At 50.6% G+C, this 26,668-nt stretch carries 25 protein-coding genes; 18 read left to right on the top strand and 7 right to left on the bottom strand.

Annotated features, from left to right (window positions below):
* Positions 1 to 176: 176 nt before the first annotated feature.
* The 11 genes from mreB to CR205_RS16955 all read left to right on the top strand — a co-directional run bounded on the left by mreB (position 177) and on the right by CR205_RS16955 (position 8,715).
* Positions 177 to 1,181 (top strand): rod shape-determining protein, encoded by a 1,005-nt coding sequence (mreB, locus tag CR205_RS16995; RefSeq protein WP_110521336.1) that lies wholly within the window; start codon positions 177 to 179, stop codon positions 1,179 to 1,181.
* 85 nt (positions 1,182 to 1,266) lie between these two features.
* On the top strand, positions 1,267 to 2,061 hold the full coding sequence (locus CR205_RS16990) for a flagellar hook-basal body protein (RefSeq protein ID WP_110521335.1): 795 nt from the start codon (positions 1,267 to 1,269) through the stop codon (positions 2,059 to 2,061).
* Between the two features lie 226 nt (positions 2,062 to 2,287).
* Positions 2,288 to 3,115 (top strand): flagellar hook-basal body protein, encoded by an 828-nt coding sequence (locus tag CR205_RS16985; protein ID WP_110521334.1) that lies wholly within the window; start codon positions 2,288 to 2,290, stop codon positions 3,113 to 3,115.
* Positions 3,116 to 3,158: 43 nt separating this feature from the next.
* Positions 3,159 to 3,473 carry a DNA-directed RNA polymerase subunit beta gene (locus CR205_RS16980; RefSeq protein ID WP_236634876.1) on the top strand — a complete coding sequence of 105 codons (315 nt, stop codon included), beginning with the start codon at positions 3,159 to 3,161 and terminating at the stop codon, positions 3,471 to 3,473.
* Between the two features lie 198 nt (positions 3,474 to 3,671).
* The gene (fabZ, locus tag CR205_RS16975; protein ID WP_110521333.1) at positions 3,672 to 4,112 is read left to right on the top strand and encodes a 3-hydroxyacyl-ACP dehydratase FabZ; all 441 of its coding nucleotides are present in this window, start codon (positions 3,672 to 3,674) and stop codon (positions 4,110 to 4,112) included.
* A 411-nt stretch (positions 4,113 to 4,523) separates the two neighbouring features.
* Positions 4,524 to 4,910, top strand: a complete 387-nt coding sequence (locus CR205_RS16970) for a hypothetical protein (RefSeq protein WP_110521332.1) — start codon at positions 4,524 to 4,526, stop codon at positions 4,908 to 4,910.
* Between the two features lie 166 nt (positions 4,911 to 5,076).
* Positions 5,077 to 5,355 carry a DNA primase gene (locus CR205_RS16965; protein ID WP_110521331.1) on the top strand — a complete coding sequence of 93 codons (279 nt, stop codon included), beginning with the start codon at positions 5,077 to 5,079 and terminating at the stop codon, positions 5,353 to 5,355.
* 213 nt (positions 5,356 to 5,568) lie between these two features.
* Positions 5,569 to 5,715 carry a hypothetical protein gene (locus CR205_RS20450; protein WP_201745409.1) on the top strand — a complete coding sequence of 49 codons (147 nt, stop codon included), beginning with the start codon at positions 5,569 to 5,571 and terminating at the stop codon, positions 5,713 to 5,715.
* Positions 5,716 to 5,836: 121 nt separating this feature from the next.
* Entirely contained in the window at positions 5,837 to 5,983 is a 147-nt protein-coding gene (locus CR205_RS20445) for a hypothetical protein (RefSeq protein WP_201745408.1), read from the top strand.
* A gap of 211 nt (positions 5,984 to 6,194) precedes the next feature.
* A complete protein-coding gene (locus CR205_RS20345) occupies positions 6,195 to 6,443 on the top strand; it encodes a DNA primase (protein ID WP_161524822.1) in 249 nt (82 codons plus the stop codon).
* 763 nt (positions 6,444 to 7,206) lie between these two features.
* Positions 7,207 to 8,715: a C40 family peptidase gene (locus CR205_RS16955; protein WP_110521570.1), complete on the top strand. Its 1,509-nt coding sequence runs from the start codon at positions 7,207 to 7,209 to the stop codon at positions 8,713 to 8,715.
* A 517-nt stretch (positions 8,716 to 9,232) separates the two neighbouring features.
* Here CR205_RS16955 and CR205_RS16950 read toward each other — a convergent pair.
* Positions 9,233 to 10,210 carry a C40 family peptidase gene (locus tag CR205_RS16950; RefSeq protein WP_110521330.1) on the bottom strand — a complete coding sequence of 326 codons (978 nt, stop codon included), beginning with the start codon at positions 10,208 to 10,210 and terminating at the stop codon, positions 9,233 to 9,235.
* A 474-nt stretch (positions 10,211 to 10,684) separates the two neighbouring features.
* Between CR205_RS16950 and pgsB the strand changes: the two genes are divergently transcribed.
* From pgsB to CR205_RS16925, 5 genes are all read left to right on the top strand, one after another.
* Positions 10,685 to 11,872 carry a poly-gamma-glutamate synthase PgsB gene (gene pgsB / locus CR205_RS16945; protein ID WP_110521329.1) on the top strand — a complete coding sequence of 396 codons (1,188 nt, stop codon included), beginning with the start codon at positions 10,685 to 10,687 and terminating at the stop codon, positions 11,870 to 11,872.
* Positions 11,873 to 12,038: 166 nt separating this feature from the next.
* Entirely contained in the window at positions 12,039 to 12,488 is a 450-nt protein-coding gene (gene pgsC, locus CR205_RS16940) for a poly-gamma-glutamate biosynthesis protein PgsC (protein WP_110521328.1), read from the top strand.
* A 12-nt stretch (positions 12,489 to 12,500) separates the two neighbouring features.
* Positions 12,501 to 13,706 (top strand): CapA family protein, encoded by a 1,206-nt coding sequence (locus CR205_RS16935; protein ID WP_110521327.1) that lies wholly within the window; start codon positions 12,501 to 12,503, stop codon positions 13,704 to 13,706.
* Positions 13,707 to 13,767: 61 nt separating this feature from the next.
* Positions 13,768 to 15,648, top strand: coding sequence for a gamma-glutamyltransferase (locus CR205_RS16930; RefSeq protein ID WP_110521326.1), 1,881 nt, complete (start codon positions 13,768 to 13,770; stop codon positions 15,646 to 15,648).
* A gap of 151 nt (positions 15,649 to 15,799) precedes the next feature.
* On the top strand, positions 15,800 to 16,009 hold the full coding sequence (locus tag CR205_RS16925; RefSeq protein ID WP_110521325.1) for a hypothetical protein: 210 nt from the start codon (positions 15,800 to 15,802) through the stop codon (positions 16,007 to 16,009).
* Between the two features lie 115 nt (positions 16,010 to 16,124).
* On the opposite strand, the gene CR205_RS16920 is transcribed toward CR205_RS16925, so the two are convergent.
* From CR205_RS16920 to CR205_RS16895, 6 genes are all read right to left on the bottom strand, one after another.
* Complete coding sequence (locus CR205_RS16920) at positions 16,125 to 17,303, bottom strand: pyridoxal phosphate-dependent aminotransferase (RefSeq protein WP_110521324.1); 1,179 nt, start codon at positions 17,301 to 17,303, stop codon at positions 16,125 to 16,127.
* Positions 17,304 to 17,575: 272 nt separating this feature from the next.
* On the bottom strand, positions 17,576 to 18,580 hold the full coding sequence (locus CR205_RS16915) for a nuclease-related domain-containing protein (protein ID WP_161524821.1): 1,005 nt from the start codon (positions 18,578 to 18,580) through the stop codon (positions 17,576 to 17,578).
* Between the two features lie 352 nt (positions 18,581 to 18,932).
* Positions 18,933 to 19,949: an ABC transporter ATP-binding protein gene (locus CR205_RS16910; RefSeq protein WP_110521322.1), complete on the bottom strand. Its 1,017-nt coding sequence runs from the start codon at positions 19,947 to 19,949 to the stop codon at positions 18,933 to 18,935.
* The gene (locus CR205_RS16905; RefSeq protein WP_110521321.1) at positions 19,915 to 20,955 is read right to left on the bottom strand and encodes an ABC transporter ATP-binding protein; all 1,041 of its coding nucleotides are present in this window, start codon (positions 20,953 to 20,955) and stop codon (positions 19,915 to 19,917) included. Before CR205_RS16905 ends, CR205_RS16910 begins: the two co-directional genes overlap by 35 nt.
* A gap of 18 nt (positions 20,956 to 20,973) precedes the next feature.
* Positions 20,974 to 21,897 carry an ABC transporter permease gene (locus tag CR205_RS16900; RefSeq protein WP_110521320.1) on the bottom strand — a complete coding sequence of 308 codons (924 nt, stop codon included), beginning with the start codon at positions 21,895 to 21,897 and terminating at the stop codon, positions 20,974 to 20,976.
* 18 nt (positions 21,898 to 21,915) lie between these two features.
* Positions 21,916 to 22,812: an ABC transporter permease gene (locus CR205_RS16895; RefSeq protein ID WP_110521319.1), complete on the bottom strand. Its 897-nt coding sequence runs from the start codon at positions 22,810 to 22,812 to the stop codon at positions 21,916 to 21,918.
* A gap of 324 nt (positions 22,813 to 23,136) precedes the next feature.
* Between CR205_RS16895 and CR205_RS16890 the strand changes: the two genes are divergently transcribed.
* Both CR205_RS16890 and CR205_RS16885 read left to right on the top strand, forming a co-directional pair.
* Positions 23,137 to 24,741, top strand: a complete 1,605-nt coding sequence (locus CR205_RS16890) for a glutathione ABC transporter substrate-binding protein (protein ID WP_110521318.1) — start codon at positions 23,137 to 23,139, stop codon at positions 24,739 to 24,741.
* A gap of 214 nt (positions 24,742 to 24,955) precedes the next feature.
* Positions 24,956 to 26,614: a glutathione ABC transporter substrate-binding protein gene (locus CR205_RS16885; protein WP_110521317.1), complete on the top strand. Its 1,659-nt coding sequence runs from the start codon at positions 24,956 to 24,958 to the stop codon at positions 26,612 to 26,614.
* Positions 26,615 to 26,668: the final 54 nt, after the last annotated feature.

Genomic DNA, 26,668 nt, shown 5'->3' with positions numbered 1-26,668 from the left:
GCCTCGCTTTTTTATCGTTCCTTTTTCCCGGAAACGAGCAGGAAAATTGGACAAATCTTTCAAATGATCCCACCTTCTGCTTACAAAATGTGATAAAATAGAGCATTGGATACAATGTCACCAATGTACGGAAAATAGAAGGGTCCAACGGATTATGCTGCAGGGAGGAAATGAACATGTTTGGCAGAGATATTGGAATTGACCTGGGTACTGCAAACGTACTCATTCACGTGAAAGGACGGGGCATCGTCCTGAATGAACCATCAGTCGTCGCCATCGACACGAATACAAAAAGGGTGCTTGCGGTAGGGGACGAAGCCTTCCGTATGGTCGGACGGACACCGGGCAATATCGTAGCGCTCCGTCCGATGAAAGACGGCGTCATCGCCGATTTTGATATGACCGAGTCCATGCTTAAGCACTTTCTCGATAAAATTAAAATGCGCAACTTTTTTTCCAAGCCGCGAATCCTGATCTGCTGCCCGACAAACATTACGTCCGTGGAGCAGAAAGCGATCCGTGAAGCAGCCGAAAAAAGCGGCGGCAAATCGATCTTCATTGAGGAAGAACCCAAAGTCGCGGCCATAGGAGCCGGTATGGACATCTATCAGCCGAGCGGAAACATGGTCGTCGATATCGGTGGCGGCACCACCGACGTCGCCGTCCTTTCCATGGGCGACATCGTCACGGCCTCTTCGATCAAAGTGGCAGGAGACCGTTTTGACCAGGATATTCTCAATTACATTAAAAAGAAGTACAAGCTCCTCATCGGCGAACGGACAGCCGAGCAGATCAAAATCAGCGTGGGTACCGTCGCACCAGGCGGACGTGACGAAGAACTCGACATTCGCGGCCGTGACATGGTCAGCGGCCTGCCGCGCACCGTCACCATCACCTCAAAAGAAGTTCAGCAGGCACTCGAGGAATCGGTGTACCACATCGTCCAGGCGTCCAAAACCGTTCTTGAACAGACACCGCCTGAGCTGTCCGCAGACATCATCGACCGCGGCGTCATCCTCACCGGCGGAGGCGCGTACCTCCACGGCGTTGATCAGCTCCTGGCCGAAGAACTGAAAGTACCGGTCGTCGTAGCCGAAGAACCAATGAACTGCGTCGTCAATGGCACAGGCGTCCTGCTCAAAAACCTCGACCGCCTTGCGCGGCGCGCAGCAAAATACTAAAGCACGGGATAAAAAAACAAGGCTTGTGATATCACTGGTGTCCCGCAGCAGACCTGAGGCTGTGACCGCCGCAAAGGAGGACTTCATGATTAGAGGAATGAACACTGCCGCAGCGGGGATGATTGCCCAGCAGCGGCGGCAGGAAATGCTGACCGATAACCTGAACAATATGAATACTCCCGGCTACAAAGCAGACCAGGCGTCGCTCCGCACCTTTCCGAACATGCTGATTCAGGCAACGGGACAGGGGAAGATGGGCGGCCTGACTGGTGAACTGGCAGCCGGCGTTTACATGCAGGAACGGACCTCGCACTTTGCCCAGGGCGATATGCAGGAAACCGGCAACAGTACTGATTTGGCCTTGCTTCAAGGTAACGTTTCCGAGGGAGCGATGCTCTTTTTCACCATTGAAAGTCAAGACGGCGACGCACGGTTCACCCGTAACGGGAATTTTACAGTGGACGGCAACGGGTTTTTGGCGACTTCCGGCGGCCATTATGTGCTCGGTACAGACGGGGAGCGGATTGAAACGGAGAACGACCGGATCCGTGTGGATGGGGACGGCAGCGTCTTTTCGGAAACCGGGGACGGGGAAGCGCTTCTTTCCCAGCTTAACGTCACGCTCATAACCGAGCCGGAACAGCTTGTCCGTGAAGGTGGCGGCCTGCTCCGCTATGAGGGAACAGAAGAAGCAGCCGCGGCGGAAGCGGGCACCTACCAGATCGAGCAGGGCTTTATTGAGCGTTCAAACGTAGACCCGTCACGCACAATGACCGAGATGATGGCGGCACTGAGGGCGTTTGAAGCAAACCAGAAGGTTCTTCAGACGTACGACAGGAGCCTGGAGCGTACCATGAACGATGTGGGCCGGATTGGATAAGCCCATTGATTACATACTAAGGATAAGCTGTTTAGTCAAGGTGATTATATGATCATCAGATGCAGCGGAAGGCGGTGACTCCTGCGGGAAAGCAAGAGTCGAAGACCCCGCAGGACGATCTTCCCGAGGAGGCTGAGGCCTTGCCCGCGGAAAGCATCCGCCTGCAGCGAAATCAACGAATTTATACGAGAATGCCCAACAATAGCCCCGGGAGGCGACGCAGAAGATGAACCAGTCGATGATTAATGCAGCGGTAACGCTGGGCCAGCTTCAGCACAAGATGGACACAACCGGGAACAATCTGGCAAACATGAATACCGCCGGCTACAGCCGGAGAGACGTAAGCTTTTCGGATCTTCTTTCGCAGCAGGTCCATAATCAGCCCACAGCGGCTCAGGAAGCAGGCCGGATGACCCCTAACGGCCTCCGGGTCGGTTCAGGCGCTTCAGTCGCTCAGACGGCCGTCCGCTTTGAACAGGGCGGCTTGAATACGACCGGCCGTGAGCTTGACTTTGCGCTAACGGCACCGGGTTACTTTTTCGAACTCGCTTCAGATGAAGATGGCAGCCGCCGCTTCACCCGGGACGGGGCTTTTTACCTCACGCCGGGGCCAGGTGAGGAGGCAGTCAGCCTCGTGAATCAGAACGGTGAGTTTGTCCTCGGCACAGACGGCGGACCCCTTACGATTCCGGCTGACTTTCAGGCAATTGAAGCGGGAGAGGGCGGCACGGTGAGTGTGACGCTTCCTGACGGGTCTTCTCTGGACACAGGGCAGCTTCAGCTCGCTGAGATTACCAAACCGCAGCTGCTTAAGTCTGCAGGCGGGAACGCCTTTACGTTTCCGGATCTGGAGACGCTCGGTCTAGCCGAAGAAGATGTGCTGGGCGATGCTGCAGGCGCTTCAGTGATTACCCAGGGGGCTCTTGAGCAGTCAAACGTGGACATGGCCAGAGAGATGAACGATATGCTTCAGGTTCAGCGGAACTACCAGTTCCACAGCCGCGCCATCTCGATCGGCGACGAGATGCGGGGGCTTGTAAACAACCTGCGATAAAGCTACAATGGAACAAAGTATTGTCTTTACAAGGAGCTAATTCATGAGCATGAGCGATAAACAGACCGATGACATGCAGCCTATGACTAGGGAAGAGATCCGTAAGCGCAAGCTGGAAGATCAGGAGCAGGAAAAAGCTCGCCAAAATCAGGAAAAGAAGCCGAAGAGCAAACGCGGCCGAGTCCGTCTTATTCCAATCTGGTTCCGTCTCATTCTGGTTGTTTTCCTTGTTGGGCTCAGCATTCTCCTCGGCGCCATGGTCGGCTACGGCATAGTAGGCGACGGCCATCCAATGGATGTTTTCCAGCGCGACACGTGGAACCAGATTTACGAACTGATTTATTATGGAGTCAACTAACATAGATACAAAACGGTTCTAAATAGAAAACGCCTCCCAGCTGGTGTCCGTCACCGAGGGCGGCGTTTTTTGTATGTTCTGCGTAAACTCACCACCACGGACCTTCGCCTTCAAAATCATCTTTTACAAAAACTCTAAAACAGGATAAACTAAAGAACAGACAAGTTAAAACCTGCACATATGAGGAGGTACTAATTCATGCTTAACACCGAACAGATTAAGGAAATCATCCCTCACCGCTATCCGTTTCTCCTGGTGGACCGCATTCTGGAAGTCGATGAAGGCCAACGGGCAGTCGGCATTAAAAACGTGACGGCAAACGAAGAGTTTTTCAACGGCCATTTTCCGGATTACCCGGTCATGCCCGGCGTGCTTATCGTTGAGGCACTCGCACAGGTTGGCGCAGTGGCGATCCTGAAAAAAGAAGAAAACCGGGGACGTCTCGCTTTCTTCGCCGGTATCGATAAATGCCGTTTCAAAGGGCAGGTCACCCCAGGCGACCAGCTGCGCCTTGAAGTGGAAATGACCCGTCTTAGAGGAAGCATCGGAAAAGGGAAGGCTACTGCTTCCGTTGAGGGCCAGACCGTAGCGGAAATGGAAATGATGTTCGCACTCGGTGATAAACAGGAACAGGATTAAGCGGATCAAGCCGCTCAATCGGGAAAGTTTTCTTCAGACATGAAGGATGCTTTCCTTTTTTGTTTATGTGTGTCAGATCCGCTTCTTTTAATTAAACGTTTATTTAAAACGGAACAATCCGGGTGGGATAAACAATAATTTTTACAGTACGACAAAAATAAACAGGTTTATCCCGCACATCCCCGAAACCCTTCTGCTACAAAGGGTTCAAGTGAAGTCAGGCGCACATTCTTCACTCCATACACATCCCGGAAATATGTGAGAATGTAAAAATACCAACTTTTTATGTTTCGAAGTTGAGGATTGGTGATATACCTCCCATAGAATCACTGAAGCAGATGCGGCACCAAAAAATCGCCGGCCTGTTTCATATTCAAAATTTCAGACACCGCTAACAGGAGGCAATATATTATGAAACGTAAAGCATATCTAACAGTAGCAACAGGACTTTTGGCAACAGGGATTCTCGCAGCATGCGGAGACGGAGACCAGGAAACAGACGTTGAAGTAGACGATCCGGATAACGGCGTAGAAGAAGACGGCGGCGACGCTGACGATGATTTTGACGACGACGATGGTCTGGACGATGATGGTGTAGAAGACGATGATGGTCTGGATGACGATGGTGTAGAAGACGACGATGGTCTGGATGACGACGGCGTGGAAGACGATGATGCCGACGTTGACACCGAAGATGATGATCTGGACACTGATGATGATCTCGATACTGATGACGACATGGATGACGACATGGACGACGATTATGAAGACGATGAAGAAGATAACGAAGACGAGTAATAAGCAGTAATCGGTAAAGCCTTTTTCAGTCGACGCAAATCTGACCAAAAGCAGCAGCCTTTGCATTTATCGATTTTCTAATATAGAAACCGCTGCCCTTGACTTGTGGACATCACGATTGGCATAAGAAACAAAAATATCAGGAAAAATACAAGGAGGAAATAACATGAAGAAGAAACTATTTTTATCTGTCGTTTCAGGAGCTTTGGCACTAAGTGTACTTGGAGCATGTGGAGACGCTGAGGAAGATCCGGGCATGGAAGACGATCCGGCAGACGACACTGAAATGGATGATGGCGGCGACGACATGGACGATGACATGGACGACGACGGCATGGATGACGACATGGACGATGACGGCATGGACGACGACATGGATGACGATATGGACGATGACGGCATGGATGACGACATGGACGACGACGATGATGGAATGGACGACTAATTTGGATGAAGTACGGGGAAATTGCTTAAACTAAAAGCACATTTCCTTATGCGTAATCATCCCGGAGGTGAACGGGATGAATATTCCGTTCACCTCTCTGCGTTCTAAAACCGATGCATACAGCACAATACAGTGCCGGCACAGACTGAAGCAGTCGGACAACCTGTAGTCATTTCGTAAAATCACTTAATTCTTTCAAGGAGGAGTTTAGAGATGAGTAAGAAATTACTTTATGGTGTTCTGGCAGGACTTATGTCTGTAGGTGTACTCGCAGCTTGTGGTGACGTTGACGATCCGGATATGGATACGGATAACGAAATGGAAATGGAAGAGGGCGATGAGGGCGAGATGGACGGCTAACAGTCCATACCCTCCCTGCATTTACCCGCATTTTACACATTGAAGCCGGGGACTTTCCCCATAACCCTAATTCGATGCGTTAACATCATGACCATTACATCATAAGAAGGAGGGACTTGGCATGAAAAAGAAAGTACTGCTTTCTTTGCTGGCCGGTGTTCTGTCTGTTGGCGTTCTTGCTGCATGTGGAGACATGGAAGAAGATCCAATGCAGGATGACCCGGAGATGGACGATGACGGCGGCATGGATGATGACGACGGCTATTAAGCCTCGATCCATGAACCCGGCATTTTGGGAAAGTCTCAAAGAGTGCAAAAAACCTGTTAGATCTGTTGCGAACGACGAACCAGCCGCGTTATGATAATCACCGAAGCCGAAAGACACGGCTTCAGCAATTCATCCAACCAGGGGATACAGTAAGATCCCAACTAACAAAACACCAGCAGAATAACGCTGGTTCAACAGGAGGAATTTCATCATGAAGAAAAAGCTAATGCTTTCAGTATTATCAGGTGTACTAACTGTAGGAGTTCTTGCCGCATGCGGCGGAGACGTTGAAGAAGATCCAGGTATGGAAGACGACATGGATCAGGACACTGAAATGGAAGATGACTTCGAAGACGACACTGAAGACGACTTCGAAGACGACTTCGAAGATGATGAAATGGACGACGACATGGAAGATGACGAGTACGACATCGACGACGAAGACGACGAAGATATGTAATCCGGGCCTAACCCCCCCTGGAATTACAAAAGATTCAACCCTAAAATCAAACCCAATCTCACTTCTAACCGCCTGATCCCTGGGTGTACCGAGGCCTAACCCTCCTCGATCACCCGGGGCAGGCAAAAACCCTTACTGCATTCGTGCAGTTACATCAACCCACGTTCACCCTGTTTTCTCTCCCAATTCCCCCTTATTTGGATATAAGAGATGAACGTGATGGAAGACCAGGCCTAACCCTCCTGGTCTTCTTTTTGTTTGGCTCTGTTAAAGTCTATTGTTGATTTCCGCTCCCTGCGCTCCCTTTCCGCGGGCACCGCTTCAGCCTCCTCGGGAAGAACGCCCTGCGGGGTCTTCAGCCGGTGCTGTTCCCGCAGGAGTGTCGCGCGTTCGCTTCAATCATCGATATAAATATCAACATCAAGCTTTAAGAGAGCCTTTTGTTTAAAAAATCCACCGCAGAAAGGCGGGCGTTTCGTAAACGATGACTGCCGCTCGCATAGAAAAGTCCTGTTTTTTCAGATGGTTCAATCTACTTAATTAAATTAAAGAGAAAGCCTATTACCCCATACCTCCAAACCTAAACCTCTTTGAGAAGAAAAAGGGAATAGTCCTGCTTATTCCCCCTGCTCCCATGACTTAATTCATTTCTTCCGGAAACAAGCGAAATTTGTTGAAAATTATGAAAACGAAGAGTAGAATAGGAACATAAAAGTAAACAAAATTATCCAATTGTTAAATGGGAGAAGGGTCGGGTGAAAGAATGGCATTGCTGTCGCCAAGAAAAACGGTCATGACTGCTTCACTTGCTGTTGCCGGAGTAGTATTTGCATCTCCGTCAGGCGCCGAAGCATCATTCGGAGAAAGAACGCTGAGCTACGGAATGAGCAACAATGATGTTAAAGTGCTTCAGGAAAAACTGAAAGAAGAAGGCTTTTTTAATTTTCACACGGCAACAGGCTATTTCGGCGAAATTACAAAACAAGCTGTGAAAGACTTTCAGAGTGCAAACAATCTGAAAGTAGACGGTATCGCCGGTCCACAGACGTTTGGAGCTCTTACAAACGGCAGTGGAAGCGGGGGATCTGCAGCTCCTGCACCGGTAAAAATACCGGACTCAAGCCTATTACGGGAAGGATCATCAGGGAATGCCGTAACCCTGCTGCAGGAAAAGCTGAAGGAACTGGGCTACTTTACAGCCTCGGTCAACGGGCGGTACCGATCAGATACAGTTGAAGCGGTTCGTACATATCAGCGCACTAATCAGTTGCAGGTTGACGGTATTGCCGGTCCCCAGACAATCGGTCATCTGAACAGCGGAAATGGCAAACCGTACAGTCCTGAAAAACCTCCGGCCAACTCAGGTTCCGGCAGCACACAGCTTCCAACGAACACGGTGCTTCGTCTGAACGATCAGGGAAGCGGAGTGGAAGCGCTGCAGACTCACTTGAAAGACCACGGCTTTTATTCCCATTCGGTTACAGGTACATACGGGCCCATCACCCGTGATGCGGTTCGAAGCTTTCAGCGGGCAGCAAACATAACGGTTGACGGTATCGTCGGTCCCCAGACATTCAATGCACTGAAAAACTGGACAGGTTCCGGCTCCGGAGACAGCGGCAGTGGTTCAGGCAGCGGCGGATCGGGAGGCAATGCAGGTACGCTCATGGTCGGCTCGGAAGGACCGGCCGTAACGGAGCTTCAAAACGAGCTTAGAACTCTCGGCCTGTTTCATGTGCAGCCAACCGGTTATTACGGCTCCATCACAAAGCAGTCGGTCAAAACGTTCCAGCAGCAGTGGAATATGACTGCAGACGGGATTGCTACAAAAGCAACCATCCAGAAAATCAGCCAGGCAGCTGATGTCCACCGCGAGGATGCGGGCAGCGGCGGTTCAGGGGGCTCCGGCGGCTTCCAGGTCATGAACCTGATCGCAGACGCTTCCACCTTTATCGGCACGCCATACGTATGGGGCGGTGCATCCCCGTCCGGCTTTGACTGCAGCGGATTTATGCAGTACGTGTTTAATATTAATGGTAAAACCATTCCAAGAACAGCTGCTCAGCAGTATAACTTCGGGAAGTCGGTCAGTTCCCCAAGTGTGGGCGACGTCGTATTTTTTGAAACGTATACGACAGGCCCTTCCCATAACGGCATTTACATTGGAAACAACCAGTTTATCCACGCCGGCTCGTCCACCGGCGTAACGATTGCCAACATGAACACAACATACTGGAGCACACGCTACCTCGGCGCAAAACGCCTCCATTAATTTAAAGAAGTCCCGATTACCCAGACGCGGGTCATCGGGACTTCGCTTGTGACCGTGCCTTGAAAGATGAACCTCTATCAGTAAACTTCATAAAAGTCACTATTTTTTTTTGAACAGAGTGAAACCTTTTCTGATTACAATCGTCTATATTAGTAGCAAGAGCAGGAGAGGTTTGACCTTCCTCTTTTTCTCTTCTCCCATTTGAGAGCGCCCGTCTGGACCACGGGTGCTCTTTTTTTTTGCGATTGACGGGGGTGGGAGCATGATAGTGTCCGACGAGCGGGGTATTTATCTGCGATAATCTGTTTATATCCGCTAAACCGGGTCCACAAGCCCTCCGCCCAACCCGCACAGCTCCAATCATAGCGAATTGCAGAACTATACCAAATAAAAAAACACCTGCGGAGAGAGTTCTGCAGGTGTTCATGCTTTTATGTTTTCGAGTATAAAAGTAAGGGTAATGAAATGAAAAGCAGTCATAATGCCCATAGATAGGCGGTCACCTTTGTACGAACCTCTAGAAGCGCCCTGCACCCAGATAGCGAGGACCCCAGTAGCTGTTGCTCATGCTTGCTACAGCTACGCCTGTGGAAGCACCTGAGTGAATGAACTGACCGTTGCCAAGGTAGATCCCCACGTGGGAAGGACCGGTTCTTGTTTCAAAGAACACCAGGTCACCGCGTACTGGATTGGAAACCGGAGTACGGGCGTTCCACAGCTGTGAAGTAGAACGTGGCAGGGTCTGTCCGTTCTGGCTGAATACATAATTTACGAACCCGCTGCAATCAAAACCGGCAGGCGTAGTGCCGCCCCAGCTGTAAGGAGATCCCTGAACGCTGCGCGCAGTTGAGATCAGGCTGTCTACAGAAGACGAGCTGCTGCCTGCGCTTGAAGACGAGCTTGTCCCGCTGTTATTTGAGCTGCCGGAAGAACTTGATTTTACTACAGATTCGCCGTTAAGGGCTCGATAAGTCTGCGGACCGGCAATACCGTCCACGCCAATCCCTGCGTCACGCTGGAAGCTGCGTACAGCAGACTCTGTTTTTGGACCAAAGACACCTGTTGTACCCGCGCCGTAGCCGAGTGTGTTCAGGGCGTCCTGTAGTGAGGCAACGCTGCCTCCCCGGGCACCGGAACGAAGAGTTCCGTTAAACGAGATCCAGTTACCTGAGCCAGTTGACACGTTTGAACTGGAAGTGCCATTCGAGCTTACACCCATTGCGCGGAACGTCTGCGGACCGGCAATACCGTCCACGCCAATCCCTGCGTCACGCTGGAAATCGCGGACAGCTGCGCGTGTAATCGTTCCGAAGTAACCGGTAGACGTTGTGCTGCGTGAGAAGTAACCCTCAGCTTTAAGCTTATCCTGAAGCTCCTGCACGTCCCCGTGTCTCATACCCTCCCGAAGTGTCTGATCTCCAAGAGCTGCGTCCGCCACTTGCGGAGCAAGCAAAACACTACCGGCTAATGCCGCACTCACTACAACCTTTTTCATTTTTCTCTCTCCCCTATTTTCTCTCTTTATTTTTCTTTTTCATGAAATATTTGTCTGTTTTTATGTACATTTGTAAGTTTACAAGAGCTTTCAGAATCGTACAATACTATTTGACCATTAGAAATGTAACATTAAACAGTCTGTAAAATTTGTAACATAAGCAGAGAAAACCACGAATAATTGCATATTTCTGTAATATAAAAGGGGTCTAAAGTCCCTTTTCTTTTCCTCTTCACTTGTATCCATATATTCGATTCGACGTCATCCCTCTCAAGACGGCAATCTTCCCGGCGGATATAAACACCAGAAATAATTGTAAATTTAGAAATCCCTATAAAAACGACTGAACGACATCGGCACAACGAATACTATCCTTTAATAATCTTCGAAGGGAAAGACTCCGGAATTTTGTCTTAATTCCATTCCTTTCAGGACATACTACAAGAAACTTGAATCATGGAGAGGAGAAGCGCCATGCTTTTGATTCCACTCTCCTGCGTGCTGTTGTTTGCTCTTGGCATCCTGGAACGGAAGCGCCACCAGCGGAATGTGGAAAGCATTCCAACCCGGATCAACATCAACGGCGTCAGGGGGAAGTCGACCGTCACCCGTCTGATTACGGGGATTATGATGGAAGCCGGCTACAGAACAGTCGGCAAAACAACTGGTACCCAGGCCCGTATGATTTATAACGACAGGGAAGATCCGATCATCCGCGATCCTGAAGGACCGAATATCCGGGAGCAGCTGAAAGTAATGAAAAGCGTTTCGGAGGATAAGACAGAAGTCCTTGTGAGCGAATGCATGGCGGTTAATCCCGATTATCAGAAAGTATTCCAGAATATTATGCTGCAGGCGAACATCGGTGTCATTGTCAACGTTCTTGAAGACCATATGGACGTGCTCGGCCCGACAATTGATGATGTGGCTCATTCTTTTACGGCGACTGTCCCTTACAACGGCTACCTGATCGTAAACGACGGCCCGTATCAGGATTACTTCCGCAAGATTGCAGAGGAGCGGAACACGGAGATGATTGTCGCCGATACCTCGACTGTAACGGAAGAGTATCTGCGGAAGTTTGAGTACATGATGTTCCCGGATAACGCAGCGCTCCCTCTCGCAGTGGCACAGGCGATGGGCATCGACCGGGAAACAGCGTTAAAAGGAATGCTGAACGCGCCGCCGGATCCGGGTGCCATGCGGATATTAAAAACAGGCGATCCGGAGAAACCGTCCTACTTCTTCAACGGATTTGCCGCAAACGATGCGTCCTCGACTCTGAATATCTGGAAGCGGGTCAAAGAACTAGGATTTCCATCCGAGCACCCGATTGTGATTATGAATTGCAGGAAGGACCGGGTCGACCGCTCCGAACAGTTTGCCCGCGATGTTCTGCCGAATCTGGATATCGGCACGCTCGTCGTGATCGGCGACCTCACCTCCCCAATCGAGCGGGCATACCAGGAGGGGATGATTGAGGCAGATGAGTTTATCAACCTCGAAGGCCGCGGCACAGACGAGATTTACAACGCCCTGCATGAAAAAATGAACCGGTCATCTGTCTTCGGAGTCGGAAACATCCACGGTGCAGCGGAGCCACTTGTGGAACGGATACAAAAAGAGCATAACGAAAAACACGAGGCTGAAACCGCCCCTTAAAAAGGGAGGACACGATCGGAAAAAGCGCTAAGTACAAGTAAATAAAAATATTTACAAGAAAATTTGATTAAGTACAAGTAAATAAATTTATGTACCAGTAATTGCAATTAAACTACCGCAAAACCGCAGCAAGACACCATCGAAAAAGAAGGAGGTGGCATCCACATTGTTTGGAGCCGACTTATACATCACCCTCGTCGTCGGAATTGTTCTGAGTCTTATTTACGCCGAAAAAGCCGGGGCGCTGCCGGCCGGAATCATCGTACCGGGCTACCTGGCACTCATCTACGACCAGCCGTTTTTCCTCATGTCGATCTTTTTGATCAGCTGTGTGATTTACTTTCTCGTTGTACACGTGTTTTCCCGGTTCACGATTCTTTACGGCCGCCGGAAGTTCGCCGCTATGCTGCTCACAGGGGTTGTCCTGAAGCTGGCGTTCGACTTCTTTTACCCGGTGTTTCCGTTTGAAATTTACGAGCTCAGAGGGATCGGGGTAATCGTTCCGGGGCTTATTGCCAACTCATTTGAAAAACAGGGTGTCTACATTACCGTTACGAGCACGATGGTGCTCAGCGGACTCACGTTTATCATCATGACTCTTTATTACATGTTCTAAGGCGGGTTAATTATGACCACGAGGAAACGGTACTTAACGAAAAAAGAAAAGCTTCTCGCGATGACGAAGCGGCATAAAGAACGGGCAGACCGGCACGCACTTGTGTTTCTGCTTGCCCTGATCCTCGTGATCGGAGCAGGTCAGTTCGTCAGCTTTGCCCAGGTGCCCGAAGTCCCGGAGGATGAAGAGGCCCTTGTCACCGGAACGGTCGTCGGGGATCTGATGTTCGGCCGTCACGTGGCCGAAGTCACCAGCCGGTATGGATTTTCGTCCCTGTTTGACTTTGCCCGGCCTTATTTCGAGGCGTCCGATTACGTGAGCGGCAACTTCAAGCAGACGATCATTGATATGCCGCCCGAGGCGATGGAAAACTTGAACGGTGACACGATCAGGAACATAACGGAAAATCCGAACAAGATGATGAATTTCTACACCACATACGAGAGCGTGCCGGCGCTCATTGACGAGGGATTTACGAATGTTACACTCGGCAACAACAACCAGTTCGACTACCGCTACCTGGGCTTTCGAAACACCTTGAACGTGTTTGACCACTATGAAGATGAGATCAGCTATGTGGGGGCGGGGGTCAACACGGAGGCGGCGATTACGCCGGTGATCGATGAAATCAACGGCATCACGGTCGGCACTGTCGGTTTTACTGACGTATACGCGCCAAACCACGCTGTCGATGAGGATCGCTCGGGGGTACTGACAACGCGGCGTCTTGCCGACGTGTACCAGGCGGTGCAGCAGGCTGAAGCCGAAGCGGACTTTGTGATTGTCCATGCCCACTGGGGGGAAAACTTCAACAACCGGGTGTTTTCCCGCCAGCGGGAGCTTGCCCATTACCTTGCTGATCTGGGGGCCGACTTGATTGTGGGACATTACCCCCACGTCATCAGCCCAATGGAAGTGTACGAGGACAGTCTGATTCTTTACAGTGTCGGAAATTTCGTTTCCGACCAGGGGTGGTCCCGGACGTCTGACGCGCTGATTACCCAGTTCAAGCTGATGAATGACGGCCGGAGACAGTTTATCTTCTCCCCGATGATTATTCGTGAGGCGAAACCGATACCGGCAACAGAGCCGTTCGGAACGGTGCAGAAGCAGCGGATCTTCCGCACGCTAACGAAAGAACTCGGTGACGAAGCAGAAACCTGGCAGGAAGACGGCAGACTGTATCTTGAGATCGACGGTGGGGAAGAAGAAGCGTAAACAAGGCAGCCGCCCCGGGTGAGCCCGGAGGAAAACAACCCCGGAAAGGAGTGGACGAGCGATGCGCCTTCGTATGGTTACCAACATTATCGGCACCGTACTCATCATTATTTTCCTGATTGCGGGCTTTAGAGAAATTGAATTTTCCCCGGATCAGGGGCTCGCGGATGTAGAGGAGATTCCGGAGGACGAGGTGGCGGCTCTGGAGGAGGGCTACGGGATCAGCGGGGCTCATCCTCTTGCGGTTGCGGCGGGGATGGATATTCTTGATGACGGGGGCAACGCGGCGGATGCGTTCATTGCGGTGTCGTTTATGCTGAATGTGGTGGAGCCTTACGGATCGGGCATTGGCGGCGGCGGTTCGCTTCTTTACTATGACCCGGTGATCGGCAATGTGCCGCAGTATCTGGATTACAGGGAGACGGCGCCGTACAATGTGGGATCGATGGAGGCGTACGGCAGTAATTTCGGGGTGCCGGGGTTTCTGATTGGAATGAGCACGATTTATGACAACTATGCATCGGGCAATTTCAGCTTCAGTGAGCTGATTCAGCCGGCGGTGGACGTGGCGGAAGAGGGCTTTGAGATCGACCGTTATCTGGCAGGGCGGCTCTATCATGCCCAGTACCGGATGAACCCATCTGAGGTGCCGCATTTCTTCGAGGGGGCCGAGCCGATGCAGTCCGGCGGCATGCTTGTTCAGGAGGAGCTGGCGGAGACGCTGCGTACGATACAGGAAACGGGACCGCGGAGTTATTTTCTCGAGCAGCTCGGTCCGGCGATGGAGCAGCGTTATCCGGGGTTGACGGTGGGGGATTTTCAGCAGTACCAGGTGAAGCAGCCTGAGCCTGCCTCGGGGACGTTCCAGGGCTTCAGCGTGTACAGTGCGCCCGCGCCGCTCGCGGGTCCGACGCTGATCCAGATGCTGCAGGCGGCGGAGCGTCTTAACCTGGAGGAGATGAAGGAAGACGGTGGCGACCCGGAGCTTTGGTATCTCACGTATGCGGAGCTGATGACCCGTCTTCAGATTCAGGCGTACAATGACCGGCTTCAGTACATTGCCGATCCTGATTTCCATCAGGGGAGTGCATGGGAAAATCCGTTCGTGGACAATTTGAACCGTCTCACGTCTGATGAATACGCGGAGGAGATGGCGGCGGAGGCTCTTGAGAGTGTGCCGGCTGAGGATGCGGAGGAAGCGATGGGCGGGTTCACGCCATATGGCCGGATCCGGCTTCACCCGGACGATTCGCCTGCGGTGGTGAATGATCATAACAATACGAGTCATTTTGTGGTGGTGGACCGGGACGGTCGGATGATTTCGGTGACGCATACGCTGAGTAACTTTTTCGGCTCCGGACAGTATCACGCGGGCTTTTTCCTGAACGATCAGCTGAGCAACTTCAATCAGTCGCCTGAGTCGATTAACCGGTTCGAGCCGGGCAAGCGGCCGCGGAGCTTCATGGCGCCGACGATTCTGGTAAGCGAGGAGCAGGGTGTTCTCGGGCTCGGGTCGCCGGGAGGAGCGCGGATTCCGAATATGATCGCACAGACGCTCGTGCACAAAGATATTTTCGAATACGGTCTCAAATCGGCAATCGAACAGCCGCGCTTTCACTTTGACGACCGGATCGCCCGGACCGGGGAGATAGGCGTGTTTGTGGACGGCAAATTCCCTGCTGAATGGCAGGCGGATTTTGAAGCGGAACTGAACGACCGGGAAGACGTGGATGGCTGGGTTGTCATGACTGACGACAGCGATATGTTCTTCGGAGGCATTCAGGCGATGTTCATCGACCGGGCTAACGGCCTCGTCTACGGAGGTTCGGACCCGCGCCGGGGAGGCTCGTGGGAAGCGTCGGACCCGACGAAGGAACGTGAGGATGACCGGGGCGGCATTTTTGATCAGATCGGCGGCGGGGACGATGAGGAAGAAGAGTGAGTGGTGGGAATTACCATGTTCACACCAGGTGAAGTCATGTTATACTACTAAACGTTTGAGATGATTTAAGGTGCGCGGATGCCCTCACTGCGGGGATTTGGTGCGCGAATTATAAAAGGAAACAACACGTATGAAGAGGTGAAACACAACAATGAACAGCAAGCGCCTTCGCAAGTACGGCTCTTTTATCTTCCTTGCGATCGTCTTTATCTTCATGGCCGTTTTCCGCCATGACGTGGAACTGACGGAAAATGAAGAGCGTATGACCGAAAACTACTTTGAGCAGCACGTAGGTACGGATCAGATCAGTGAAGATGATCTTGCCACGAACCCGGAGGAAGACACGGGGACGGAGAGCTGATCGAGTGATAGGATGAATGGAAAAACGCATGGACCCTTGTTGAAGGGCCATGCGTTTTTAGTGTGCGGGGTTTCGTTGTTATTGGTGGATTTGGGGCTGTTTCATTAGTCTGCGCTCAGCCGAACAGCTTCAGTTTATCGATTCGCTCGACGGCTTCGAGCATCCGGTCCTCATCTGCCAGGAGGCCGGCGCGCAGGTATCCTTCACCATACTCGCCGAATCCGACGCCAGGTGCGGTCACCACATGGGCCCGGTCGATGAGCAGGTTGGCAAATTCCTCACTCGTGCCGTACCCCTTTGGCACCGGCAGCCAGCTGAAGAATGTCCCTTTTGGTGCCGGCACGTCCCAGCCGATCTCGCGAAGTGCGCTGATAAACGTGTTGCGGCGGCGCTCATAGGTGGCCGCGAGCTCACGTACCGGTGTCTGGTCCGAGGTGAGCGCGGTGGCGGCCGCTTTCTGGATTGCGCCGAACAGGCTCACATACATATGATCCTGGATCAGCTCAAGCGACTGGATAACGGAGGGATTGCCGACTGCAAAGCCTACGCGCCATCCTGCCATGTTGTACGTTTTCGAGAGCGTGTACATCTCCACGCCCACGTCTTTTGCTCCGGGGGTCTGGAGAAAACTGCGTGGTTTTTCCCCGTCAAAGCCGATCGAACCATAGGCAAAGTCGTGCACCACGCAGATGTTGTGCTTTTCTGCTGTGCGGACCGTTTCCTCAAAAAAAGCAGCGTCGGCGGTGCCGGCTGTCGGGTTGTTCGGATAGTTGAGAAACAGGAGCTTGGCCCGGTCGAGTGCGGCTTCGCTTTTTTCGCTGTAATCGGGAAGGAAGCCGTTCTCGGCGCGCAGCGGCATCAGGTCCGTTTTGGCGCCGGAAAGAGCAATGCCGCTCATGTAGTCCGGATAGCCTGGATCGGGAAGGAGTGCTGTGTCGCCCGGGTTCAGCAGGCACTGGCTGATTTCCACAAGCCCGGTTTTTGCGCCGAAAAGGACGGCGACTTCGGTATTCGGGTCAACGTCCACATCGTACTCCCGTTTGTAAAATTCCGCTACGGCTTCCTTTAAGAACGGATAGCCTGTAAAGGGGGAATATTTGTGAAATTTCGGATTCTCTGCTGCGTGCTGCAGTTCCTCAATAATATGTGGCGGCGTCGGCAGATCCGGATTCCCCTGCCCGAGGTTAATGATATCGTGCCCCTCGGCAGCGAGCCTCTGGACACGGCCGGCAAGCTTGGCAAAAAACTGCTCAGGCAGGCGCTGGAGCAGGTCGGACTGTTCGAATTTGTGCATGTCTGAGTTCCTCCTTTGTAATCAGCTAGATAAAGAAAGAGTAACATAAATTGGGCTAGGCGGCACATGGGAGGTTGGAGGTGGGGCTTGCGTGGGAGCTGCTGATTGGAGATATATGCGGAAAATAAGATTTATGAGCGAAGTTGCTGATTTATAAGCGGAATTTATGATTTATGAGCGGAATAAATAATTTATACGCGAAAATCTCAGGTTATAAGCGGAACCGCCAATAATAACCGCAAATTACGATACCCATGTGATCCACCGCTCCACTATTCACCCAAAAGTGGTTCAAACAGCGCCTTTAAACAGTAAACACTTGATTTCCGGTTTCCTTTCATTGGTAATTTGAGGTTTTTTATTTGGCGATAGGCTGTATATGGGGAATCAATCCGGCAGAAGTTACGGAGGCTTTGGTTCGTAATGGTATCCGAGGCTAACAGGTAATAGTCCAGGAGTGTATGATAGAGGGCGTCTTTACACCTGTAACTGCATTCTGGAAACGTGCAATGCCACATACCATGTGCACGGTTCATTGGCATCCGAAAGCATTTTGGACAATGAACCCCTTTCAGAAACTCAGTGTACTTGACCGGAAAGCGATCAATGGCTTTCCGTCGATCTTCTCTGTGACTTGATAGAAGTTTACTGGTCAACTCACGTATGGGTGGCTGCATACCTGTTTGGAAACCTGCCTCTGTAAAAAAAGTCTCCACGGTTGATTCGACCATCGTTTTACGCAATATTCTGTGGGGTTCCTTGTAGGACGAATCAATAATAATATTGGCCTTAATATTACTCATGACAGCAAAAGGTTCTATAGGAATTTTTGGGAGGTTATTAATCTGAAGCCAGTGCTGAAGATTCTTTACCTGCTGCTTAGCCTGGAGAATTGGATCTTCGTATATGTCCTCAGCAATCTCCGTATTCATGTGAGTACGAATCATCTGCGGAGGGTTTCCTCTGAACAGTACACTTTTACCTGCAAGATACTTAATTTCAAATATTACAATCAATTGGGGAAAAACAAGTAATGTATCAATTTCGAGGAATCGGTCCTTGTAGTATTCAAGACGGAGATTATGGAAGACGCTGCTTCCTTCAAAAAGCGGGCTTTGGAAGATGTACTCGGTGGATACCTCGCCAAAATGACCAGATAGTAACTGACCATGACGCTTTTCTGCTTTGATGCGAAAACTGTGATCTGCAGGAAGTCTTCTAACGACGGCTTCAAAGAGACGTAGATTGCGGGGGAACTTGCGGGGTTTTAAAATCAAGCTGATCTTCCTTTCTTTTTCAGGTCTATAGGAATACGATTATCAATTTCCAGTATTCGACATAAAAGGTGGGAATCCTGCTTTTTATTATGTGGCGAGAGTTAGGTTGGGAAAGTGTATAAGCGGAAAATTGGATATATGAGCGGAAAAACTATATTTTTGAGCGAAAAACTCGATTTATAAGCGCAAAAATCCAATTTATGAGCGATAAATCAGATTTATAAGCGAAACCATAAAAAACCTCCTCCTGATGTCAAATTCGCATGCCACCAGATTACCTCCCACTCCACACCTAAAAAAACCCCCTCCGCACCAAGTGCGGAGGGGGCCCTGAAACATCAAACTCATAACATTACTTATACTTAGGCTGCATTTCGCCGCTTTCGATCTCTTCGATATAGTGGCATGCTGCGTTGTGGCCGTCTTTCATCAGGTCAGTGTCACGGCGAAGCTCAGGCACCTCATCCTTACACTTGTCTGTCGCGAACGGACAGCGAGTGTGGAAGCGGCAGCCTGTCGGCGGATCGATCGGTGAAGGTACGTCGCCGCGAAGGACGATCTGGTCGCGCTCAGCCGTTGGATCCGGTACAGGAATTGCGCTCAGGAGCGTCTTCGTGTACGGGTGCTTCGGGTTATCGAACACACTCTTCTTATCGCCGATCTCCACAATTTTACCGAGATACATGACCATGACCCGGTCGGAGATGTGGCGTACCACACCTAAATCGTGCGAGATAAACAGATAAGTGAGATCAAATTCCTTCTGAAGCTTTTTCAGCAGGTTCAGCACCTGTGCCTGAATCGATACGTCGAGTGCGGATACCGACTCGTCACATACAATCAGCTTTGGATCCACCGCCAGGGCGCGGGCAATCCCGATCCGCTGACGCTGACCGCCACTGAACTCGTGCGGGAAGCGGTCAAGCTGGTGGCGTCCGAGGCCGACCGTTTCCATCAGTTCCATCATCCGGTCTTCCCGGTCTTTCTTCGGAACCACTTTCTGAATTTCCATGGCTTCATTCAGTACCTGACGGACCGTCTGGCGCGGGTTGATGGAAGCGTAAGGATCCTGGAAAATGATCTGCAGGTCTTTACGCTGCTTGCGCATATCGCGTCCGTTAAGAGACAGAAGGTCAACGCCGTTGAACGAGACTTCACCGGCGGTCGGTTCATCCAGCCGCAGAATGGCACGTCCAGTCGTGGACTTCCCGCAGCCTGATTCCCCTACGATACTGAGGGTTTCCCCCTGCTTAACAGCAAAGCTGATATCATCAACCGCTTTAACGTCGTTTACCCGGCGGCCGAAGAAACCACCTTTAATCGGAAAATACTGTTTAAGATTGTTTACTTGCAGCAGATTCGTAGTCATCTCGTACGTTCACCTCCGGGCCGTCCCACTGGTCAGTATGAATCCAGCAGCGGACTTGATTTCCATTATCTTTTTCAAGGTGCGGCAGGCGCTCGCGGCACATGTCGCGGGCAAATGGACAGCGCGGCGCAAAGCGGCACCCTTCAGGCATGGCGTCAGGTGTCGGTACCATCCCTTTGATTGTGCTCAGGTCACCCTCCATATCGATATCATGACGGGGCAGGGACTTGAGGAGTCCAACCGTGTACGGGTGTTTCGGTTTTTTGAACAGGTCGTTTACATGAGCGTATTCCACGATTTTACCGGCATACATAACGGCAACGTAATCACACGTCTCCGCTACAACACCGAGGTCGTGGGTAATCAGGATTACACTCATGCCGAGCTCGTCCTGAAGGTTTCTGATCAGGCGCAGAATCTGGGCTTGAATCGTCACGTCAAGTGCTGTTGTCGGCTCATCCGCGATCAGAAGTTCCGGACGGCAGGAAAGGGCAATGGCGATCATGACGCGCTGGCGCATCCCGCCGGAAAGTTCGTGCGGATAGTTGTCGAGACGTTTTTCCGGAGAAGGAATCCCAACAAGCTTCAGCATTTCAAGTGACTTCGCACGGGCTTTTTTCTTGTTAAGCCCCTGGTGAATCATCACGGCCTCACCGATCTGGTCGGCTACCGTAAATACGGGGTTAAGAGACGTCATCGGCTCCTGGAAAATCATCGAGATCTGGTTTCCGCGGATTTTACGCATTTGCGCTTCCGTTTTATTCAGCAGATTTTCCCCATTGAAGTTGATTTCACCGCCCTTAATTTTTCCCGGGTTGGTAATCAGACGCATGATGGAAAGGGAGGTAATACTTTTGCCGGATCCGGACTCCCCCACAATGCCGAGCGTCTTACCGCTTGGTACGTCAAACGTCACGCCGTCTACGGCCTTTACTTCTTTTCCCTCGACGAAAAAGGACGTCTGAAGTTCATTTACATCTATAATCGTGTTTGTTTTATCTGACATGAAAGTTCCCTCCTTTCCTTAATCCAGTTCAATTCGTTTATTCAGGAAGCGATAGCTCAGGTCCACCATTAGGTTAACAGCAACGAACATCAGGGCGATGACTAGGACCGAGCCCTGTACGACAGGGAAGTCACGTGCTGAAATCGCCTCGATAACGAGACGGCCGAGACCGTTGATGGCGAATACCTGCTCGATAACAACCGTTCCGCCGAGAAGAGCCCCGAACTGGAGGCCAACGACCGTAACAACCGGAATTAAGGCGTTTCGAAGAGCGTGCTTGTAAATAATGTAACGTTCTTTTACCCCTTTGGCACGGGCCGTACGGATGTAATCCTGGTTGATGACATCAAGCATACTGGAACGTGTCATACGGGCAATAATTGCTGCACCGGCTGTACCAAGGGTAATAACCGGCAGCACCGCGTGGCTGAACGTACCCCAGCCTGTAACCGGGAACCATGACAGCGGCGGCAGGGAGAAATACTGAACGAGCATCAGCCCGAGCCAGAAGTTCGGCATGGACAGCCCGAAGAGAGCAATGATCATAATCGCTGCATCCGTAAAGGTATAGCGTTTCGTTGCCGATATAACCCCGGCAATCAGTCCCATGAAAATACTTAGGAAAGTACTGTATAACGCCAACTCAACCGTAACCATAATCCGGCTGCCGATTTCGGCAGAAACGGCGTTACCGCTCCGGATCGAGTTACCGAGGTCACCTGTTATCGCATTTCCGATATAGCTGAAATACTGGACAGGAAGAGGATCATTCAGACCGAGACGTTCTTCCATGGCTGCGACTTGTGTAGGTGAAGCACTTTCCCCCGCGATGATCTGTGCCGGGTTACCCGGAACAAGGTGCATCATGGAGAAAACAAGGATGGTCACCCCGAGCAGAACCGGGATCGTCTGAATCAGGCGTCTCACTATATATACATACATTCATTATCACCTCTCTTTTTAGTCTTTAAGTTTAGGATCAAATGCGTCACGGAGACCGTCTCCGAAAATGTTAAACGCAAGAACAACAGCAACAATGGCAAGGCCAGGGAACAGAGTTAAGTGAATGCTGTCCCACATGTAGGCACGTCCGTCACTGAGCATGGCACCCCATTCCGGCATTGGCGGCTGGGCACCGAGACCGAGATAGGACAGGGCACTCGCTGTCAGTACGGCTGTTGCTGTATGAAGGGTCGCCTGTACGATAATCGGTGACATAATATTTGGAAGAATATGCCGGAAAATGATGCGCACATCTGTTGCCCCGAGGGCGCGGACCGCATCGACATATTCAAGCTTCCGCACGGCAAGTGTGGAACCCCGCACAATCCGTGCAAATACTGGAATCGAGAAGATCGCAACCGCGATGATTACGTTCTGGAGACTTCCTCCAAGCACCGTTACAATCGCAAGGGCAAGAAGAATCCCAGGGAACGCGAGCAGAATGTCCATTAATCGCATAAGGACTGCATCGATTTTTTTGCCATAATAACCCGAGATGACTCCGATTAGAACGCCAAAAAACGCACCGATGGCCACGGACATAAAACCGATCATTAATGTAATCGACATTCCGTGGACGATCCGGGTAAAGATATCCCGGCCAAAGTTGTCTGTACCAAACCAGTGCTCCGCTGACGGCGAGGCAAAACGGTTTGTCAGATCAGGCGTCGTTACCGGGTGAACGGTAAGCATCGGCCCGAAAATAGAGACAAGAATAAAGAAAATAATCATGTAACCGCCGATCATGGCCGCTTTGTTTCTTTTCAGTTTTTTGAAAACTGTCTTGAAATTCTCAACAAACGGCGATGGTGGCTTGACTGGTTGATTAGGTGTCGTTTCAGCCAATTTTTTCATCCTCCTGTTCCAAATTATTAGAATCTTTTCAGGGTTTTCCCGATTCGCATAACAAGAGAAATTATATCATTTCAACACAATATTACAAGGGATTTCAACATTTGAAATTATTGTCATGTCAACGTTTGGATGCGCTTTCACTTAAAGGTTTCCCGTCATTAAAGGCTTTATCCCGCCTCCCATTTATTATACTGTTATAATATTTTGTTTTTTTTGGCAAACAAAGGAACGAAATTTGTCGAACAGGTTGAAAGATTTTGAATTATCCTGTAATTTGTGGAGTGTTAAGTGAACCGAAACACATCTCAGAGGAGGACAAATTCAATGAAGAAAAGCACCTTTACGACTTCCGCCGCAGCTTCAGTTGCGCTTGCAGTCATGCTCGCCGGCTGCGCCAGTGAACCGGACGAGGAAACTGGCGGGAGCCCGGATGATGGAAACGGAGAAGAAGCAGCAGGGGAAGACGGCGGAGAGCTGACAATCGGAACGCAGTCCGATATTGTCGCGATCGATCCTCATTTAACGAACGACGTTCCTTCCAATAACGTCCAGGCAAATATTTTCGACAGGCTCGTTTATCTGGACGAGGATATGGAACTTGAGCCGATGCTTGCGACAGACTGGGAACTGATTGAAGACGATTTGTGGGAATTCACTCTACGTGACGACGTGACCTTTCATGACGGTTCGGAATTTAATGCCGAAGTGGTGAAAGCGAATCTTGAACGCATACTCGACGAAGAAATTGCCTCACCGCGTGCCAACGTATTTGAAATGATTGAAAAAGTGACAGTCGAGGATGAGTTCACGGTCCGCATTAAAACAGAATTCCCCTTTGGAGCCCTTGACGCCCATCTTGCCCACATAGGTGGTTCCATGATCAGTGGCGAGGCCATTGAAGCGGATTACGAAGCAATGGAAAATGGAGAGGATCCAGGTTCCTACATTAACAACAACTCACCAGGAAGCGGATTTTTTGAGCTTGAAGAACGAAACTCAGGAGACAGTATAACCCTTGTCCGAAACGATAATTACTGGGGAGATCCGGCAAAAGTGGACAGGGTGACGTTCCGCGTCATTGGCGATGAGGGCCAGATCATTAATTCTGTTGAAGCGGGCGAAATTGATATCGCTTTCCCGATCCGTCCAACAGATATGAGCCGGCTAGACGCGAATGAAGACGTTGAACTTTACGTCCAGGATTCCGTGAGTATGGCATATGTAGGCTTTAACAATCAAAAAGAGCCATATGATGATCCAAGAGTCCGCCAGGCACTGAGCATGGCGATCGACAAGGATTCGATCATCGACAACGTTCTTGAAGGTGCAGCTGACAAAGCGGTCGGGCCGATCAGTGACAACGTGTTCGGTTTCGATGAAAACATCGAGGATCTCGGTTATGATCCGGAGCGGGCCCGTGAACTTCTTGAGGAAGCAGGCTACGCAGACGGTTTTGAAACATCGATCTGGACCAACGACACGTCAGAGCGTGAGGACATCGCCATTATCGTTCAGTCCCAGCTTGAGGAAATCGGCGTGGACGTGAGCATTGAAGTGCTAGAGTGGGGTGCCTACCTTGACCAGACGGCTGCAGGGGAACACGATATGTTTATTCTCGGCTGGTCGACCGGTACTGGCGATGCAGACGTTGGCCTGTATTCCCTGTTCCATTCCTCCCAGCATGGAACTGGAAACAAGACATTTATTGAAAACGATGAGCTGGATCAGCTTTTGGAAGATGCGCGTATGGAAACCGATGAGGCTGCGCGTGAGGCATTATACTCCGAAACTATGCAGCTGCTCGTGGATGAAGCGCCGATGCTTTATCTCTATCACACCGACTACCTCGAAGGTCTCGGCAGCCATTTAAGCGGCTACTGGAAGCACCCGACAGGGTACAGTATGCTGCAGAACGTGACTGTTCAGTAGTGGAAACCATAGGTTCCTCCGTGAAAGCGGGGGAACTTTTTTGTGTAATTTTTGGCAAAAAAAATAATGTTTTTCAGGAAAACCTTATAAATTCACTGTTTTCAACATGAGGAATGTTAAGAATTTAAGAAAAACTGTAAATACAATGCTTGTCTTTTTTTCAAACTTCATGTACTTTAATAGGTGATACTTATAATCCAAGGGGGTAACACAATTGAAAAGAAGCAGCTGGATTAAGTCCATTGCGATTCCTGCAGCGCTAACACTAGCACTAGTGGGTTGTGCGAGTGAGCCTGATGACGAAGGCGCCGACACTGGCGACACAGGAGATACTGACACTGAAGACACTGGTGACGCAGATGACACTGACGACGAAGGTGACGACGAGGAAGCAGCCGGCGAAGAAGGCGGCGAGCTTACTGTAGCACTTGGTGCTGATATCGTTTCCCTTGATCCGCACGGTTCAAACGACGTGCCTTCAAGTAACGTTCAGGTAAACATCTATGAAACACTTGTAACACAGACTGAAGACATGGAAATCGAGCCTCTTCTTGCTACTGAATGGGAAGCTCTTGAAGATGACCTCTGGGAATTCACTCTTCGTGACGACGTAACGTTCCACGACGGTTCTGAGTTCAATGCAGACGTTGTCGTTGCCAACTTCGAGCGTGTACTTGATGAGGACATTGCATCTCCACGTGCGTTCCTTTTCGAAATGGTTGAAGAAGTAACAGCTGTAGACGACTACACAGTACAAATCAAGACTGAATATCCATTTGCTCCACTTCCATCCCACCTTGCACACTCCGGTGGCGCGATGATCAGTGGTGAAGCGATCGAAGAAGATTACGCTGCAATGGAAGACGGCGATGAGCCGGGCACTTACATCAACAACAACTCTTCCGGTTCAGGCTACTTCATGCTTGAAGAGCGTACTTCCGGAGACAACACTGTTCTTGTGAAAAACGAAGACTACTGGGGCGAAAATGCCAAAGTTGACCAGGTTACGTTCCGCGTGATCGGTGACCCAGGTCAGATGGTTAACTCTGTTGAAGCAGGCGAGATTGACATTGCTTACCCAATCCGTCCAACAGACCGTAACCGTGTAGAAGGCAACGACTCTGTTGAACTTTACGAGCAGGAGTCACTGTCTACTGCCTACATCGGCTTTAACAACGACAAAGAGCCTTACGACGATCCAACTGTACGTCGTGCTCTAGCGATGGCTATTGATAAAGAAGCGATCATCGACGGCGTTCTTGACGGTGCTGCTGAGCCTGCAATCGGACCAATCGGTGAGCAGGTATTCGGATTCGATGATTCAATTGAAGATCTTCCATACGATCCAGACCAGGCTCGTGAGCTTCTTGAGGAAGCAGGCTATGGCGACGGATTTGAAACAACGATCTGGACAAACGATTCTGCCGAGCGTCAGGACATCGCGATCATCGTTCAGTCCCAGCTTGAAGAAATCGGTGTCGACGTAGAGATCGAAGTTCTTGAGTGGGGCGCGTATCTTGATGAGACTGCTGCCGGTAACCACGACATGTTCATCCTTGGCTGGGTTACTGTAACAGGTGACGCTGACTACGGTATGTTCCCACTGTTCCACTCTTCTCAGCACGGAGCAGCTGGTAACCGTACGTTCACAGCTAACGACGAGCTTGACGAGATCCTTGATGCTGCACGTCGCGAAACTGACGAAGATACTCGTCAGGAGCTGTACTCTGAAGCAATGGAAATCCTTGTAGATGACGCTCCAATGCTTTACCTTTACCATACAACTTACCTTGTAGGTCTTGGTGAAAACGTTGGCGGCTTCTGGAAGCATCCAAACGGTCTATTCATGCTTCAGGACGTAACTGTTCAGTAATGAATGATAGTGTATTGATAAATGCCTCTGCCGCAATCGCGCGGCAGGGGTGTT

The sequence above is a fragment of the Alteribacter lacisalsi genome (assembly GCF_003226345.1).
GTDB lineage: Bacteria > Bacillota > Bacilli > Bacillales > Salisediminibacteriaceae > Alteribacter > Alteribacter lacisalsi.
The sequence above is the reverse complement of the archived record's forward strand: the minus strand, read 5'-3'. Positions and strand labels throughout refer to the sequence as shown.

Coding starts and splice junctions, on each gene's coding strand:
- CR205_RS16900 (WP_110521320.1), bottom strand. CDS start 21,897: ATGTATGTATATATAGTGAGACGCCTGATTCAGACGATCCCGGTTCTG.
- CR205_RS16955 (WP_110521570.1), top strand. CDS start 7,207: ATGGCATTGCTGTCGCCAAGAAAAACGGTCATGACTGCTTCACTTGCT.
- CR205_RS16990 (WP_110521335.1), top strand. CDS start 1,267: ATGATTAGAGGAATGAACACTGCCGCAGCGGGGATGATTGCCCAGCAG.
- CR205_RS16895 (WP_110521319.1), bottom strand. CDS start 22,812: ATGAAAAAATTGGCTGAAACGACACCTAATCAACCAGTCAAGCCACCA.
- CR205_RS16980 (WP_236634876.1), top strand. CDS start 3,159: ATGAGCATGAGCGATAAACAGACCGATGACATGCAGCCTATGACTAGG.
- CR205_RS16910 (WP_110521322.1), bottom strand. CDS start 19,949: ATGACTACGAATCTGCTGCAAGTAAACAATCTTAAACAGTATTTTCCG.
- CR205_RS16905 (WP_110521321.1), bottom strand. CDS start 20,955: ATGTCAGATAAAACAAACACGATTATAGATGTAAATGAACTTCAGACG.
- fabZ (WP_110521333.1), top strand. CDS start 3,672: ATGCTTAACACCGAACAGATTAAGGAAATCATCCCTCACCGCTATCCG.
- CR205_RS16890 (WP_110521318.1), top strand. CDS start 23,137: ATGAAGAAAAGCACCTTTACGACTTCCGCCGCAGCTTCAGTTGCGCTT.
- CR205_RS16925 (WP_110521325.1), top strand. CDS start 15,800: ATGAACAGCAAGCGCCTTCGCAAGTACGGCTCTTTTATCTTCCTTGCG.
- CR205_RS16970 (WP_110521332.1), top strand. CDS start 4,524: ATGAAACGTAAAGCATATCTAACAGTAGCAACAGGACTTTTGGCAACA.
- CR205_RS16920 (WP_110521324.1), bottom strand. CDS start 17,303: ATGCACAAATTCGAACAGTCCGACCTGCTCCAGCGCCTGCCTGAGCAG.
- CR205_RS16950 (WP_110521330.1), bottom strand. CDS start 10,210: ATGAAAAAGGTTGTAGTGAGTGCGGCATTAGCCGGTAGTGTTTTGCTT.
- CR205_RS20445 (WP_201745408.1), top strand. CDS start 5,837: ATGAAAAAGAAAGTACTGCTTTCTTTGCTGGCCGGTGTTCTGTCTGTT.
- mreB (WP_110521336.1), top strand. CDS start 177: ATGTTTGGCAGAGATATTGGAATTGACCTGGGTACTGCAAACGTACTC.
- CR205_RS16965 (WP_110521331.1), top strand. CDS start 5,077: ATGAAGAAGAAACTATTTTTATCTGTCGTTTCAGGAGCTTTGGCACTA.
- CR205_RS16985 (WP_110521334.1), top strand. CDS start 2,288: ATGAACCAGTCGATGATTAATGCAGCGGTAACGCTGGGCCAGCTTCAG.
- CR205_RS16935 (WP_110521327.1), top strand. CDS start 12,501: ATGACCACGAGGAAACGGTACTTAACGAAAAAAGAAAAGCTTCTCGCG.
- CR205_RS20345 (WP_161524822.1), top strand. CDS start 6,195: ATGAAGAAAAAGCTAATGCTTTCAGTATTATCAGGTGTACTAACTGTA.
- CR205_RS16930 (WP_110521326.1), top strand. CDS start 13,768: ATGCGCCTTCGTATGGTTACCAACATTATCGGCACCGTACTCATCATT.
- CR205_RS20450 (WP_201745409.1), top strand. CDS start 5,569: ATGAGTAAGAAATTACTTTATGGTGTTCTGGCAGGACTTATGTCTGTA.
- pgsB (WP_110521329.1), top strand. CDS start 10,685: ATGCTTTTGATTCCACTCTCCTGCGTGCTGTTGTTTGCTCTTGGCATC.